The 15,851-nt window shown below is 59.3% G+C and carries 12 protein-coding genes, 1 tRNA gene and 1 pseudogene; 9 read left to right on the top strand and 5 right to left on the bottom strand.

The annotated features are described in order from the left end of the window. The first annotated feature begins 13 nt into the window (after positions 1-13). Positions 14-1,243, top strand: a complete 1,230-nt coding sequence (locus ACQY47_RS17400) for a multifunctional CCA addition/repair protein (protein WP_428550570.1) — start codon at positions 14-16, stop codon at positions 1,241-1,243. 180 nt (positions 1,244-1,423) lie between these two features. Here ACQY47_RS17400 and folK read toward each other — a convergent pair whose 3' ends face one another. Then, a complete protein-coding gene (gene folK / locus ACQY47_RS17395) occupies positions 1,424-1,942 on the bottom strand; it encodes a 2-amino-4-hydroxy-6-hydroxymethyldihydropteridine diphosphokinase (RefSeq protein ID WP_428550567.1) in 519 nt (172 codons plus the stop codon). Continuing rightward, the gene (gene folB / locus ACQY47_RS17390) at positions 1,933-2,286 is read right to left on the bottom strand and encodes a dihydroneopterin aldolase (RefSeq protein ID WP_017138053.1); all 354 of its coding nucleotides are present in this window, start codon (positions 2,284-2,286) and stop codon (positions 1,933-1,935) included. Before folB ends, folK begins: the two co-directional genes overlap by 10 nt. 73 nt (positions 2,287-2,359) lie before the next feature. Between folB and plsY the strand changes: the two genes are divergently transcribed. Then, positions 2,360-2,929, top strand: coding sequence for a glycerol-3-phosphate 1-O-acyltransferase PlsY (plsY, locus tag ACQY47_RS17385; protein ID WP_056857845.1), 570 nt, complete (start codon positions 2,360-2,362; stop codon positions 2,927-2,929). Positions 2,930-2,963: 34 nt separating this feature from the next. Here the strand turns inward: plsY and tsaD are convergent, their stop codons facing one another. Further along, a complete protein-coding gene (tsaD, locus tag ACQY47_RS17380) occupies positions 2,964-3,989 on the bottom strand; it encodes a tRNA (adenosine(37)-N6)-threonylcarbamoyltransferase complex transferase subunit TsaD (RefSeq protein WP_017138051.1) in 1,026 nt (341 codons plus the stop codon). A 203-nt stretch (positions 3,990-4,192) separates the two neighbouring features. Between tsaD and rpsU the strand changes: the two genes are divergently transcribed. The 5 genes from rpsU (at position 4,193) to ACQY47_RS17355 (ending at position 12,722) form a co-directional block, all read left to right on the top strand. Beyond that, positions 4,193-4,408: a 30S ribosomal protein S21 gene (gene rpsU / locus ACQY47_RS17375; protein WP_002551877.1), complete on the top strand. Its 216-nt coding sequence runs from the start codon at positions 4,193-4,195 to the stop codon at positions 4,406-4,408. 452 nt (positions 4,409-4,860) lie between these two features. Further along, the gene (gene dnaG / locus ACQY47_RS17370) at positions 4,861-6,831 is read left to right on the top strand and encodes a DNA primase (RefSeq protein WP_017138050.1); all 1,971 of its coding nucleotides are present in this window, start codon (positions 4,861-4,863) and stop codon (positions 6,829-6,831) included. A gap of 67 nt (positions 6,832-6,898) precedes the next feature. Beyond that, positions 6,899-8,749, top strand: a complete 1,851-nt coding sequence (gene rpoD, locus ACQY47_RS17365) for an RNA polymerase sigma factor RpoD (RefSeq protein ID WP_017138049.1) — start codon at positions 6,899-6,901, stop codon at positions 8,747-8,749. A gap of 137 nt (positions 8,750-8,886) precedes the next feature. Beyond that, positions 8,887-12,630, top strand: a complete 3,744-nt coding sequence (locus ACQY47_RS17360; protein WP_186617051.1) for an EAL domain-containing protein — start codon at positions 8,887-8,889, stop codon at positions 12,628-12,630. A 15-nt stretch (positions 12,631-12,645) separates the two neighbouring features. Next, positions 12,646-12,722, top strand: a tRNA-Ile gene (locus tag ACQY47_RS17355). Positions 12,723-12,770: 48 nt separating this feature from the next. Here the strand turns inward: ACQY47_RS17355 and ACQY47_RS17350 are convergent. Both ACQY47_RS17350 and ACQY47_RS17345 read right to left on the bottom strand, forming a co-directional pair. Next, complete coding sequence (locus ACQY47_RS17350; RefSeq protein WP_099550415.1) at positions 12,771-13,172, bottom strand: type II toxin-antitoxin system HicB family antitoxin; 402 nt, start codon at positions 13,170-13,172, stop codon at positions 12,771-12,773. Positions 13,173-13,218: 46 nt separating this feature from the next. After that, a pseudogene (locus ACQY47_RS17345) lies at positions 13,219-13,332 on the bottom strand (type II toxin-antitoxin system HicA family toxin); the annotation flags it as partial. Positions 13,333-13,545: 213 nt separating this feature from the next. Here ACQY47_RS17345 and ACQY47_RS17340 point away from each other — a divergent pair. Then, positions 13,546-13,992: an Lrp/AsnC family transcriptional regulator gene (locus tag ACQY47_RS17340; RefSeq protein WP_135289036.1), complete on the top strand. Its 447-nt coding sequence runs from the start codon at positions 13,546-13,548 to the stop codon at positions 13,990-13,992. Between the two features lie 166 nt (positions 13,993-14,158). Then, entirely contained in the window at positions 14,159-15,841 is a 1,683-nt protein-coding gene (locus ACQY47_RS17335) for a flavin monoamine oxidase family protein (protein WP_065929487.1), read from the top strand. Positions 15,842-15,851 lie beyond the last annotated feature (10 nt).

Here is a 15,851-nt window from a genome sequence, read left to right as displayed (position 1 = left end):
TGGAGGCTTTTTCATGAAAATCTACACAGTCGGCGGTGCGGTGCGTGATCGCCTGCTCGGCCTCAAGGTCACCGATATCGACCGCGTCGTGGTCGGTGCGACCACTGAAGAAATGCTCGCTAAAGGCTACAAGCCAGTCGGTGCTGACTTCCCGGTATTCCTGGACCCAAAGAACGGCGACGAATACGCCCTCGCCCGCACCGAACGCAAGAGTGGCCGGGGTTATGGCGGCTTTGTGTTTCACGCAAGCCCCGAGGTCACGCTGGAAGAAGACCTGATTCGCCGTGACCTGACCATCAACGCCATGGCCGAGGATGATGACGGCAACCTGACCGATCCCTATGGCGGCCAGAGCGACCTTGAAGCACGGATTCTGCGTCACGTTTCTCCCGCGTTCGCCGAAGATCCCCTGCGAGTGCTGCGTGTTGCACGCTTTGCTGCGCGTTACGCTCACTTGGGCTTTACCGTCGCCCCGCAAACCCTGGAACTGATGCGCCAACTCAGCGAGTCCGGCGAACTGCAAGCCTTGACCCCGGAGCGCAGTTGGAAAGAAATTTCCAGGGCGCTGATGGAGGATCAGCCGCAGGTGTTTATTCAGGTACTGCGCGACTGCAACGCGCTGAAAACCCTGATGCCCGAAGTGAATGCACTGTTTGGCGTGCCACAACCCGAGGCTCATCACCCGGAAATCGACACCGGCATCCATACCCTTAGCGTGCTCGAGCAAGCCGCCTTGCATCAGCAGCCGCTGACCGTGCGCTGGGCCTGCCTGCTGCACGACCTGGGCAAAGGCCTGACGCCTGTGGATAAGTTGCCGCAGCATATTGCCCACGAACACACGGGCTTGAAGCTGATCAAGGCGGTCAATGAACGCTTCAAGGTGCCGAAGGATTGCCAGGAACTGGCCCTGCTGGTCGGCCAATACCACACCCACGGCCACCGTGCGCTGGAGCTGAAAGCCTCGACGCTGCTGGAGTTGCTGCAAAGTTTTGACGTGTATCGCCGGCCGCAGCGCTTTGAAGAGTTTGTGGTGAGTTGCGAAATGGACGCCCGGGGCCGCAAGGGCCTGGAGCAGAGAAGTTATCCACAGGCGGATTATTTACGCGGCGCAGCCAAGGCCGCTCGCGAAGTACCGGTGGCGCCCTTGCTGGAGAAAGGTTTCAAAGGCCCGGAGCTGGGCGAGGCGCTCAAGCGTGAGCGACTCAAGGTGCTCAAAGCCTACAAAGAGCAATACAACCTGTAGTCGTTACTCTTTGTGGCAGACGGGTTTGCATCAATGCCGTTCAGTTAAACGCAAAACGTGTGGGAGCGGGCTCGCCCGCGAAGACATCGGCACAGTAAACATTGATGCTGACTGACCCACCGCTTTCGCGGGCAAGCCCGCTCCCATAGTTGAATCCGGTCAAGCCAGGCGCATCGGCGGCTACAGTAGATCCGCCGGGGTCAACTGCTCTCCCCTCCATTCAAACGCAACTGGCGCCAGCACCTGGTCGATCTGCGCATCGCGCCATAACTCGGCCATTGTCTTGTCGACTTCAGGGTGCACGCGATCTGGCGCCATCAACGACAACGGCCACAGCACAAAAGCATTCTTCAGGATCTCTGCGCGGGGCAGGATCAAACCATCGAAATTCCCCACCAGGTCACCGTACAGCAGCACGTCGATATCCAACGGCAGCCCTTTGCGGTCCGGGGCATAACGACCATTGTCAGCCTCGATGAATTTCAACCGACGATCCAGCTCCATCAACGGCAGGTCGGTATACGCCGACACAACAAGGTTGAAGAATGGCCCGCTCTTGATGCCCACCGGCTGGCTTTCAAACACCGCGGAGCAGCGTACATCGGTCAAGAAGCTCGCCAACGCGTCCAAGCCGGCACACAGGTGCGGCTCGCGCTCGATATTGCTACCAAGGCCAAGGTAAACCTGAGTTAGCGACATCCGCGCTCGATCTCCACGCCCACGCCTTTGGCAGCCGGTACGGCGCCGGGCTTGGTCAATTTGAGGTGCAGCCAGGGAATCTGGAATTCGTTCATCAGCACTTCGGCCAACCGCTCGGCAAAGGTTTCCACCAACTGGTATTGGGATTGCTCGGCAAAGGCCTGGATACGCGTGGACACACTGGCGTAATCCAGCGCCAGGGTCAGGTCGTCACCGGCAGCCGCCGGGCGATTGTCCCAGGCGAAGCTAAGGTCCAGGCGCAGGCATTGCTTGATGCCGCGCTCCCAGTCGTAGGCCCCGATTACGGTGTCGACTTCCAGGCCTTCGATAAACACTCTGTCCAAGCTCTTCTCCGCAGCACGACAAGGGCGCATTGCCCCGGTTAGAATCAGGGCGTCCTCGCCCGGAATAGTTAGCATGTTTTGGTTACTGGCGATTCTCGCCTACCTGCTCGGCTCGCTGTCCTTCGCCATTTTGCTCAGCCGCCTGACGGGAAATCCCGACCCGCGAATGAGTGGCTCAGGCAATGCCGGCGCCACCAATATGTTGCGCCTGGCCGGCAAGAAACTCGCCGTACTGACGCTGCTGGGTGACCTCTGCAAGGGCTTGTTGCCCGTACTGATCGCCAGCTTCGCCGGTCTTACCTTGCAACAGCAGGCCTGGGTGGGCGTGTGCGCCGTCCTGGGCCATCTGTTTCCGCTGTACTTCCGTTTTCGCGGCGGCAAAGGCGTCGCGACCGCGGCCGGCATGCTGCTGGGGGTTTACCCTCCGGCAGCGCTGCTGGCCGTGCTGGCCTGGCTGCTGACGTTCTACCTGACCCGCACCAGCTCGCTGGCTGCACTGATCGCCACGCCACTCACCCTGCCGCTGCTCGCCTGGCAGGCACCGGCGGCGTTGCTGCCGATGAGCGTACTGACACTGCTGATCGTGTGGCGCCACCGCGGCAATTTACGCGACCTGTTTGCCGGGCGCGAACGGCATTTTTAAATACCGTTGATGAGCCCCGCGCAAGCCAAGCCACTTAAAGCGGTGAAAGCTGCTCCATCGGCCAGCGTGCCTGCACGCTGATCGCCAGGCTTTCGTGCTGCCCGGCCTGCAAGCGCTGGCAACCGGCGTAGGCAATCATTGCGCCGTTGTCGGTGCAAAACTCAGGGCGCGCGTAGAACACGTCACCCTTCATGTCGCCGAGCATTTTTTCCAGCGAGGTACGCAGCGCCTTGTTGGCGCTGACGCCGCCTGCGATCACCAGACGCTGCATGCCTGCCTGTTTCAGGGCGCGCTTGCACTTGATGGTCAAAGTCTCCACCACGGCCTGCTGGAACGCCAGCGCGATGTCGCAACGGGCTTGTTCACTGTCGTCCCCGGCGCTGACGCTTTGCTGCCAGGTGTTCAGTGCGGAGGTTTTCAAGCCGCTGAAACTGAACATCAGGCCTGGGCGGTCGCACATCGGGCGCGGGAAGGTGTAGCGGCCCGGCACACCTTTTTCGGCCAGCCGCGCGATTTCCGGGCCACCGGGATAATTGAGGCCCATCATCTTCGCGGTTTTGTCGAAAGCTTCGCCGGCGGCGTCGTCCAGCGACTCACCCAAAAGCGTGTATTGGCCGATTCCATCCACCTGAACCAACTGCGTGTGGCCACCGGAAACCAACAAAGCGACGAACGGGAACTGCGGCGGTGTTTTTTCCAGCATCGGTGCCAGTAAATGGCCTTCCATATGGTGCACGCCGAGGGCTGGAATACCCCAGGCAAAGGCCAGCGCCTGGGCGCAAGAGGCCCCAACCAGAAGGGCTCCAACCAATCCGGGGCCTGCGGTATAGGCGATCGCGTCGATCTCGGTCGGCACGCAGCCGGCCTCGTCCAACACCTGGCGAATCAAGGGCAGCATGCGCTTGACGTGATCTCGGCTGGCCAGCTCCGGCACCACCCCGCCATAGGCGCGGTGCAGGTCGATCTGACTGAACAGTGCATCGGCCAAAAGCCCGCGTTCACTGTCGTAAAGTGCGACACCGGTTTCGTCGCAGGAGGTTTCAAGTCCCAGTACTAGCATGGGTTTGCGCCTTGTAGAGGCTGAATTCGAAGGCGCGCATAATAGTCGCCACTCCCCCTCCCGACTAGCGGTTTTCGATCAGAGGCTTTGCATTCCGGTCAATGAGGGGTTAACATCCGCAACCCTTAAAAACCGACGACCTCAGCCGCGAATTTTTTGCGACGAGAACGTTGATTCCCGGTAATGAAAGAAGGTAGCTCTGGATGCCAGCCGTCAAAGTAAAAGAGAACGAACCCTTCGACGTAGCTCTGCGTCGTTTCAAGCGCTCCTGCGAAAAAGCCGGTGTTCTGGCTGAAGTTCGTAGCCGCGAATTTTATGAGAAGCCAACTTCTGAGCGTAAGCGTAAAGCAGCAGCCGCTGTTAAGCGTCACGCCAAGAAAGTTCAGCGCGAACAGCGCCGCGCCGTTCGTCTGTACTAATACACAGACTTACGTAGCAAGCTTCTGCCAAGCCCGGCCCTCAGCCGGGCTGTTGGCATTTGCGGATATCGCTTGATGCTTCACCGTCGACGCCGCACACGCGACCGAGACACTGCTTCACACGTCAGGACTGGCTCTTCTGCCAGCGGTGCGCGTCTCTTCTGACGAGCCTAACAAGGCTACTGACGAGCACACCCCTTTTTCTTGCAACACAGATTCTACAAACAGACGATCAACTGTGTCGGCTGTGCCCATCAAGGCTTTTCCGAGGCTGCTATTGGCCAACACCGGACGCCAGGGCAACATTTCCAAGCCGAAGACTGATACAAACTAACGTCAGTGAATGCTCGGCAGATACACTCCCCATGCAAACGATAGATGTTCGAGCACTCGATACGTGCGCTTGATCACTTCACGGGCCCTCATTTACACGCAGTGATGACGAGAACGCCATGGCCGGGCTGATTCCCCAGAGTTTTATTGACGACCTTCTTAACCGCACCGACATCGTCGATGTTGTCAGCTCGCGCGTGCAAATGAAGAAGGCCGGCAAGAACTACACCGCCTGCTGCCCGTTCCACAAAGAAAAAACCCCGTCATTCAGCGTCAGCCCCGACAAGCAGTTCTACTACTGCTTCGGTTGCGGCGCGGGCGGCAATGCCCTCGGCTTTATCATGGACCACGACAACCTGGACTTCCCCCAGGCTGTCGAGGAACTGGCCAAAGCCGCTGGGATGGAAATCCCCCGCGAAGAAAGTGGCCGCTCGCACAAACCGCGTCAACCCACTGATTCGCCGCTGTACCCGCTGCTGACGGCCGCTGCCGACTTCTACCGTCAGGCGCTTAAAAGCCATCCGCAGCGCAAGGCCGCCGTCGAGTACCTCAAGGGTCGCGGCCTCACCGGTGAGATCGCCCGGGATTTTGGCCTGGGCTTCGCCCCGCCGGGCTGGGACAACCTGTACAAGCATCTGAGCAGCGATACGTTGCAGCAGAAGGCCATGATCGATGCCGGTCTACTCGTGGAAAACGCCGAGACCGGCAAGCGCTATGACCGCTTCCGCGACCGCGTGATGTTTCCGATCCGCGACAGCCGTGGCCGCATCATCGCTTTTGGTGGCCGGGTGCTCGGGGACGACAAGCCTAAATACCTGAACTCCCCGGAAACCCCGGTATTTCACAAGGGCCAGGAACTCTACGGCCTGTTTGAAGCGCGCAAAAACAATCGCAACCTCGATGAAATCATCGTGGTGGAAGGCTACATGGACGTCATTGCCCTGGCGCAGCAAGGCCTGCGCAATGCCGTCGCTACCCTGGGCACCGCCACCAGCGAAGAGCACATGAAGCGCCTCTTTCGCGTGGTGCCCAGCGTGCTGTTCTGTTTTGACGGCGACCAGGCCGGCCGTAACGCCGCCTGGCGTGCGCTCGAAGCCACGCTGTCGAGCCTGCAGGACGGGCGCCGCGCGCGCTTTCTGTTCCTGCCCGAAGGCGAAGACCCGGACACCCTGGTGCGCTCCGAAGGCACCGACGCCTTCCGCGCCCGCATCAATCAACACGCACAGCCGCTGGCGGACTATTTCTTCCAGCAGTTAACCGAAGAAGCCGACCCGCGCTCCCTCGAAGGCAAGGCCCACATGGCCACCCTCGCAGCGCCGCTGATCGACAAAGTGCCAGGCGCCAACCTGAAGTCACTGATGCGCATGCGCCTGCTGGAAATCACCGGCCTGAGTGGCGAGGCCGTCAGCCAGCTGGTGCATAGCGCACCGCAGGAAGCGCCACCGGCCTACGACCCAGGCATGGATTACGACGCCATGCCGGACTATTCCGACTTCCACCAACCGCAGGAGGCCTACGCGCCCCAGCAGGAGTGGACACCGAAGAAACCCGGCGCCGGCGGTAAAAAATGGGACAAGAAACCCTGGAACAAGAACGGCAAACGCGGTGACCGCGACGAGGCATACGCGCCGCGAACTCCTGTCGCCGTCGAAGCTCCAACGCTCATTGCGCTGCGAACACTTATTCACCACCCGCAATTGGCAAAAAAAGTTGAGAGCGCCGATCACTTTGCCAACGAGAGCAACACGTATGCTCAGGTACTGATCGCCTTGATTGAGGCGGTACAGAAAAATCCTAAGCTAAACTCAATTCAATTGATGGCTCGTTGGCACGGCACCGAACAAGGACGCTTGCTTAAAGCACTGGCGGAAAAGGAGTGGCTAATTGACGGCGACAACCTTGAACAACAGTTTTTAGACACCATTACTAGGTTATCCGCAGGTCAGCACACGCAGACCCTGGATGAGCTGATCAAGCGTGCAAGGCAGCCGGGATTGTCGGCTGAAGAGCAAATTCAGATAGCAAAACAGATGCGCGACCTCTTAAAACAGAATGTTTGTACATCTAACCCGACCTCAGCTGGCGTGTGAGGTCATAGCTCGGGTATAATCCTCGGCTTGTTTTTTGCCCGCCAAGACCTTCAGTGGATAGGGTGTTATGTCCGGAAAAGCGCAACAACAGTCTCGTATTAAAGAGTTGATCACCCTTGGTCGTGAGCAGAAATATCTGACTTACGCAGAGGTCAACGATCACCTGCCTGAGGATATTTCAGATCCTGAGCAGGTGGAAGACATCATCCGCATGATTAATGACATGGGGATCCCCGTACACGAGAGTGCTCCGGATGCGGACGCCCTTATGTTGGCCGACTCCGATACCGACGAGGCAGCTGCTGAAGAAGCGGCTGCTGCGCTGGCAGCGGTGGAGACCGACATCGGTCGTACGACTGACCCTGTGCGCATGTATATGCGTGAAATGGGTACCGTCGAGCTGCTGACACGTGAAGGCGAAATCGAAATCGCCAAACGTATTGAAGAGGGTATCCGTGAAGTGATGGGCGCAATCGCGCACTTCCCTGGCACGGTTGACCACATTCTCTCCGAGTACACTCGCGTCACCACCGAAGGTGGCCGCCTGTCTGACGTTCTGAGCGGCTACATCGACCCGGACGACGGCATTGCGCCGCCTGCCGCCGAAGTACCGCCGCCCGTCGATGCGAAAGCCGCGAAGGCTGACGACGACACCGAAGACGACGATGCTGAAGCCAGCAGCGACGACGAAGATGAAGTTGAAAGCGGCCCGGACCCGATCATCGCAGCCCAGCGTTTCGGTGCGGTTTCCGATCAAATGGAAATCACCCGCAAGGCCCTGAAAAAGCACGGTCGCTCCAACAAGCTGGCGATTGCCGAGCTGGTGGCCCTGGCTGAGCTGTTCATGCCGATCAAGCTGGTACCGAAGCAATTCGAAGGCTTGGTTGAGCGTGTTCGCAGTGCCCTTGAACGTCTGCGTGCGCAAGAACGCGCAATCATGCAGCTGTGTGTACGTGATGCACGTATGCCGCGGGCTGACTTCCTGCGCCAGTTCCCGGGCAACGAAGTAGACGAAAGCTGGACCGACGCACTGGCCAAAGGCAAGGCGAAATACGCCGAAGCCATTGGTCGCCTGCAGCCGGACATCATCCGTTGCCAGCAGAAGCTGACCGCGCTTGAGACCGAAACAGGTCTGACGATTGCTGAAATCAAAGACATCAACCGTCGCATGTCGATCGGTGAGGCCAAGGCCCGCCGCGCGAAGAAAGAGATGGTTGAAGCGAACTTGCGTCTGGTGATCTCGATCGCCAAGAAGTACACCAACCGTGGTCTGCAATTCCTCGATCTGATCCAGGAAGGCAACATCGGCTTGATGAAGGCGGTGGACAAGTTCGAATACCGTCGCGGCTACAAGTTCTCGACTTATGCCACCTGGTGGATCCGTCAGGCGATCACTCGCTCGATCGCCGACCAGGCTCGCACCATCCGTATTCCGGTGCACATGATCGAGACGATCAACAAGCTCAACCGTATTTCCCGGCAGATGTTGCAGGAAATGGGTCGCGAACCGACCCCGGAAGAGCTGGGCGAACGCATGGAAATGCCTGAGGATAAAATCCGCAAGGTATTGAAGATCGCTAAAGAGCCGATCTCCATGGAAACGCCGATTGGTGATGACGAAGACTCCCACCTGGGTGACTTCATCGAAGACTCGACCATGCAGTCGCCAATCGATGTCGCCACTGTTGAGAGCCTTAAAGAAGCGACTCGCGACGTACTGTCCGGCCTCACTGCCCGTGAAGCCAAGGTACTGCGCATGCGTTTCGGCATCGACATGAATACCGACCACACCCTTGAGGAAGTCGGTAAGCAGTTTGACGTGACCCGCGAGCGGATCCGTCAGATCGAAGCCAAGGCACTGCGCAAGTTGCGCCACCCGACGCGAAGCGAGCATCTGCGCTCCTTCCTCGACGAGTGATACCAGAACCCCCGGCCCAGGCCGGGGGTTTTGTTTTCCATAGATTACTTTCTATGGATTAACTTCCCCCGCAACACCCCCTCCCCCGCAATGCCCGTCTACACTCGAAACATTCCCCGTGCCATAACGAGACCGTTATGCCCAGACTGCCGACCGTGATACTGCTGTCGCTGCTCGCCTGGACCGCAACGGCTGGCGCGTTGACTCTTACTGATGATGAGCGTGGCTGGCTGGCGGACCATCAGGAGCTGCGCCTGGGGGTGGACGCTTCTTGGCCGCCCTTCGAATACCGTGATGAAAATGGCCGTTATCAAGGCCTCGCAGCCGACTATGTACGCCTGATCCAGGACCGCCTGGGCGTGCGGATCAAGCTGATCGAGCCGGAAAACTGGACCGCCGTGCTCGAACAGGCGAAAAACAACCAACTCGACCTGTTGCCCGGCATCATGTCGACGCCCGAACGCCAGAATTACCTGGCCTTTACACGTCCGTACCTGGATTTCCCGATCGTCATCCTCGCCCATGAAGGCGGCGCGAAACCGCGCAACCTTAAAGACCTGTACGGCCTGAAGATCGCCGTGGTGGAAAACTACGCGCCGCACGAATTACTGCGGACCCACCATCCCGACCTCAATCTGGTGGCCATGCCGAACGTCAGCTCGACGCTGCAAGCCCTGGCCACCGATGAAGTGGATGCGGTTGTAGGCGACCTCGCCTCCAGCGTCTGGAGCCTGCGCCAGCTCAAGCTGGATGGTTTATACGTCAGCGGCGAAACGCCCTATCGGTACCAGTTGGCGATGGGCGTGCCGCGCGACCAGAAAATACTGGTGGGCATCCTGGACAAAGTCCTCGCTGACCTCAGCTCCGACGAAACCGACGCGATCCAGCAACACTGGGTCGGCAGCTTCACCGATCACCGCACCTTCTGGGCCGACTTGCTGATGTACGGCCTGCCGGCGGTGCTGCTGCTGAGCACCGTGTTGGCCATCGTGATTCGCATCAACCGCCGGCTCAGCTCGGAAATTGCCCGGCGAGTCGCCCTTGAGCAAGAGTTGCGCAGCAGCGAATACCACTATCGCGGCCTGGTCGAGAGCCTGTCCGCGATTGCCTGGGAAGCCAGCATCACCGACTTCACCTACAGCTACGTTTCGCCCCACGCCGAAGACCTGCTGGGCTATCCCCGCGCCCATTGGCTGATTCCAGGCTTCTGGCGCAACATCATCCACCCTGCCGACCTGACCCGAGCGGAGGCATTCTGCTTCCAGGAAACCCGCGCCAACCGCGATCACAGCCTCGATTATCGAGTGATTACCGCCGACGGCCGTTGCTTGTGGGTGCGCGATATCGTCAGCCTGATCGAGCACGGCCATGAGCCGGTGTTGCGCGGTTTGATGATCGATATCAGCGAAGCCAAGCGCACAGAGGAGGCTTTGCAGCTTTCCGAAGAGAAGTTTGCCTCGGTGTTTCAGCAATGCCCGGACATCCTGGTCATCGCCCGCCTCTCTGATGGCTGCCTGCTGGAGGTGAATAAGGCATTCGAGGACCAGATTGGGCTAAGCGCCGAACAAGTCGTGGGCAAAACCGCCACCGAGCTGAACATCTGGGGCATTCAAGGCGTCGGCCCCGACCTGCTGCAACGTGTGCAGACCACCAGCATCCGCAACCTGGAAATGCCATTTCTGCGCAGCAATGGCCAGGCGTTTACCGGGCTGATCTCCGCCGAACCGTTCCAACTCGACACCACAGAAGCCTTGGTGGTGGTGGTGCGTGACATCACCCAACTCAAGGAAACCCAGCAACTGCTGCAAACCTCCGAAGAGAAATTCGCCAAGGCCTTCCACGCCTCACCCGACGGTTTGCTGCTCAGCCGCCAACGCGATGGGCTTTTGATTGAAGTGAACGAAGGCTTCACCCGCCTGACGGGATTTAGCAGTGCGAACTCGCTCGACCAGTCGACCCTGGACCTGGGCATCTGGGTCGACCTCAACGAACGCAAGCACATGCTGGAACTGATGCAACGCGACGGTTTTGTGCGTGACTTCGTCTGCCATATCCGCCGCGCCGACGGTTTGATTCGCCTGTGCGAAGTCTCCAGCCGGCCGCTGCCCATCGGCGAGGATGACTGCATGCTGACCATCGCCCGTGACATCACCGAACGCCAAGTGATGCAGGAAAAACTGCAACAGGCCGCCACGGTGTTCGAGAGCACGGCCGAAGGGGTATTGATCACCGACACCCGGCAGAACATCAGCGCCGTCAACCGTGCTTTCAGCGAGATCACCGGCTACAGCGAAGCCGAAGCCCTTGGCAGCACGCCGCGCCTGCTCGCCTCCGGCCTGCATGACAGCGCGTTCTATGCGGCGATGTGGCATCAATTGACGGCCCACGGCCACTGGCAGGGCGAGATTTCCAACCGCCGCAAAAACGGCGAGCTATACCCCAGCTGGCTGACCATCAGCGCCGTGCGTAACCGCGACCAGTTGATCACACACTTTGTTGCCGTGTTTGCCGACATCTCCAGTCTCAAGCACGCCCAGGCTCGCCTCGATTATCAGGCACACCACGACCCACTGACCGGCCTGCCCAACCGCACCCTGTTTGAAAGCCGACTGCAAGCCGCCCTCACCAGCCAGGAAGAAACCGGTCACCAAGGCGCCGTGCTGTTCCTCGACCTGGACCGGTTCAAGCATATCAACGACAGCCTCGGCCACCCCGTCGGCGACCTGCTGCTCAAGGACATCGCCGTGCGCCTCAAGGAGCAACTGCGCGACATCGACACCGTGGCACGCCTGGGCGGCGACGAATTCATCATCCTGCTGCCCGGCCTGCAACAAGCCAGCGATGCCGAACACCTGGCCAATAAACTGCTCGCCTGCTTCACCCCGCCGTTCCAGGCCGGCGAGCATGAGTTCTTTATCAGCGCCAGCATCGGCACCAGCCTCTATCCACAGGACGGTACCGACGTCGCTACCCTGGTCAAAAACGCCGATGCCGCGATGTACCGCTCCAAGGCCAAAGGCCGCAACCGTGTCGAGAGCTACACTCGCGACCTCACCGCCCAGGCCAACGAACGCGTGGCCCTCGAGCACGAACTGCGCCGTGCCATCGAGCGTGAAGAGCTGTTTCTGTACTACCAACCGAAGCTCAGCCTGGTCACCCAAGAACTGATCGGCGCCGAAGCATTGATTCGCTGGCACCACCCGACCTTTGGCGACGTGCCGCCGGAACACTTCATCGCCCTGGCCGAGGAGAACGGCACGATCCTGCAGATTGGCGACTGGGTACTGGAACAGGCCTGCCGTCAGATGCACACCTGGAAACGCGCCTTCAACGATTTCGGCCCGCTGTCAGTCAACCTCGCCGGCGCACAACTGCGTCACCCCAACCTGCTCGCGCGCATCGAACAACTGCTGCACGACTACCACTTGGAGCCCGGTTGCCTGCAACTGGAGATCACCGAAAACTTCATCATGAGCCAGGCCGAAGAAGCCCTCGAAGTGCTGCACCAACTCAAGCACCTGGGCGTGCAACTGGCCATCGATGACTTTGGCACTGGCTATTCTTCACTCAGTTACCTCAAGCGCCTGCCACTGGATTTCCTCAAAATCGACCAGTCCTTCGTGCGCGGCCTGCCCGACGACCCCCACGACGCCGCCATCGTGCGCGCCATCATCGCCCTGGGCCACAGCATGCAATTCACCATCATTGCCGAAGGCGTGGAAAACCCCGCACAACAAGCCTTCCTGGCCGCCGAAGGCTGCGAACAGATGCAAGGCTACATCGTCAGCCTGCCGCTGCCGCCGGAGCTTTTTGCCGAGACTTTTCTTCATATGCGGGTTTCAGACTTTTCGGATGGCACAGCACGGAAACCGTCGCTATAATCCGCGTCCTACTGAGGGCCTATAGCTCAGTTGGTTAGAGCAGAGGACTCATAATCCTTTGGTCGTAGGTTCGAGTCCTACTGGGCCCACCAAACAAGAAAGCCGCGCAATGCGCGGCTTTTTCGTGTCTGGCATTCGACTCAAACGGCCAGTTCACGCAGCGCTGCCGTCGCCAAAAACCCTGACCGCGATGCATAGCGATGATCCTTCTGCACTCGCTCATCAATGCGGTGCAACAACTGCTCCGGCAAAGAAGCGTTGAACCGCACCGACTTACCCAAGTACGGAGTCAGGTCAAAGTCGACAATCGCCCATACGCCACCGGCGTAATCCGGATTGTCCAGATGAACATCCACCTCTTGGGCCTGAGGAAGTTTTTCTTCGTCGGCGACCAACCCTTCGAGATGCAGCGCCAGCGCTTCCCGGACGTTATCCAACGCCTCGGAAAACGAAGCGCCTGCCGAGAAGCAGCCTGGTACGTCCGGAACGGTCACGCTGTAGTCCGAGTCGGCGTCTTTGTGTACTACCACTGGGAATTTCATTGGTCATCCTCTTAACGAACTCCACCGAGCCCATTCAATTCCTCTGTCAAGCTCTACAGTTGAGGCCTGCTGATTTGAAAATACTGTGCAAGGTGCCCTTGGCAATCTCTGACTTGGGATGAGGCACGGTTACACGTCCTCGCTTTTCAGGGTGTTTGTATACACACAAGACACACCTATAAAAAAGTCTTCTCACCCTTCAAGCAGACCTGTGTGACGAGATGATGGCGACGTATTAGCCCTTTTAACCAGCGAACTTCTGTCAGTTTTTGTGCCCACTCCCAATCACACTCATCGCAGCACCGTTCACCTCCTTGCCAACACAAGCCTGTAATATATCCGCGCACTGCCCCTACACACCGGAGCCCCGCCCTTGCCCGCCCTCGATGAAATCGATCGCCAACTGATCGCCGCCTTGCAGATCAACGCCCGCGAAAGCGTGGCCATGCTTGCCCGGCAGTTAGGCATTGCGCGCACCACGGTGACGTCGCGCCTGGCGCGCCTGGAGAAAACCCAGGTGATCACCGGCTATGGCGTGCGCCTCGGGCAGCGTGTGGTCGATGGGGGTTTGCAGGCGTATGTCGGCATCACCGTTCAAGCGCGTTCGGGCAAGGAAGTGCTGCGCCGGTTGAGCGCCATGGCGCAGGTGCAGCAGTTGTGTGCGGTGAGTGGCGAGTTTGATTACGTGGCCTGGCTGCGCACTGATTCGCCGGAACAGTTGGACCAATTGCTGGACCAGATCGGCAGTGTCGATGGCGTAGAGAAAACCACCACGTCGATCATCCTCAGTAACAAATTGGACCGTGGTCAGCCAGTTTGACCAGCCACTTCGTCATTCTGACTAAAAACAATTCAATCCGACGACACATTGCGTCTTAATAACGAACGCTACGCTCCCTAAACTGGCTGCCATCTTTTCCTATACTCAACGGGCCGAATCCCGCGAGTCGTCAGTAAGGTCAGCCATGAGCATTCCGTCCAGCACCATCAGCAAGACCAATCGCCATCCCGCCGACGGTAAAAAACCTATCACCATCTTTGGCCCGGATTTTCCGTTTGCCTTTGATGACTGGATCGAACACCCGGCTGGCCTGGGCAGTATTCCCGCCGCCAACCATGGCGCGGAAGTGGCGATTGTGGGTGCCGGGATCGCAGGGCTGGTGGCTGCTTACGAGCTGATGAAGCTGGGCCTCAAGCCGGTGGTATACGAGGCCTCGAAGATGGGCGGGCGTTTGCGCTCCCAGGCCTTTGAAGGCGCCGAAGGCATCATCGCCGAGCTGGGCGGCATGCGTTTTCCGGTATCGTCCACTGCGTTCTACCACTATGTGGACAAGCTGGGCCTGGAGACCAAACCTTTTCCTAACCCACTGACACCGGCTTCCGGCAGCACAGTGGTCGACCTCGAAGGCCAGACCCACTACGCACAAAAACTCTCGGACCTGCCGGTGCTATTCCAGGAAGTTGCCGATGCCTGGGCGGATGCGCTGGAGGCCGGCTCGCAGTTCGGTGATATCCAGCAAGCCATTCGCGATCGCGACGTGCCACGCCTCAAGGCGCTGTGGAACAAGCTGGTACCGCTGTGGGACGACCGCACCTTCTATGACTTCGTCGCCACGTCCAAGGCGTTCGCCAAACTGTCGTTCGCGCACCGCGAAGTGTTTGGCCAAGTGGGTTTCGGCACTGGCGGCTGGGACTCGGATTTCCCCAACTCGATGCTGGAAATCTTCCGCGTGGTGATGACCAACTGCGACGATCACCAACACCTGGTGGTTGGCGGCGTAGCGCAAGTGCCCATGGGCATCTGGCGCCATGTGCCGGAGCGTTGCGCCCATTGGCCCGCCGGCACCAGTCTCAGCTCCTTGCATCGCGGCGCGCCACGGGCGGGGGTAAAACGCATTGCCCACGCTGCCGATGGCCGCTTTGCGGTCACCGACAACTACGGTGACACCCGCGAATACGCCGCCGTGTTGACCACCTGTCAAAGCTGGCTGCTGACCACCCAGATCGAATGCGACGAAACCCTGTTCTCGCAAAAAATGTGGATGGCCCTGGACCGCACGCGCTACATGCAGTCGTCGAAAACCTTCGTGATGGTCGACCGCCCGTTCTGGAAAGACAAAGACCCGGAGACCGGCCGCGACCTGATGAGCATGACCCTCACCGATCGCCTTACCCGTGGCACCTATCTGTTCGACAACGGTGACGACAAGCCAGGCGTGATTTGCCTGTCGTATTCGTGGATGAGCGACGCGCTGAAAATGCTCCCGCAGCCCATCGACAAGCGGGTGAAACTGGCCCTCGACGCGCTGAAAAAGATCTACCCGAAAGTCGATATCAAGGCACGCATCATCGGCGACCCGATCACCGTGTCCTGGGAAGCCGACCCGCATTTCCTCGGAGCCTTCAAAGGTGCATTGCCCGGCCACTATCGCTACAACCAGCGCATGTATGCGCACTTTATGCAGAAGGACATGCCCGCCGAACAGCGTGGGATTTTTATCGCCGGTGACGACGTATCCTGGACGCCTGCGTGGGTCGAGGGCGCGGTGCAAACCTCGCTGAATGCGGTGTGGGGCATCATGACCCACTTCGGCGGCAGCACTCACCCCGAAAACCCGGGCCCAGGTGATGTCTTTGACGAAATCGGCCCGATCGCCCTGGCCGATTAAGGAGTTGAGC

Origin of the sequence: Pseudomonas edaphica, assembly GCF_965277385.1 — a bacterium.
Taxonomy (GTDB): Bacteria; Pseudomonadota; Gammaproteobacteria; order Pseudomonadales; family Pseudomonadaceae; genus Aquipseudomonas; species Aquipseudomonas edaphica.
This window is presented reverse-complemented; position numbering and strand designations above follow the sequence as displayed.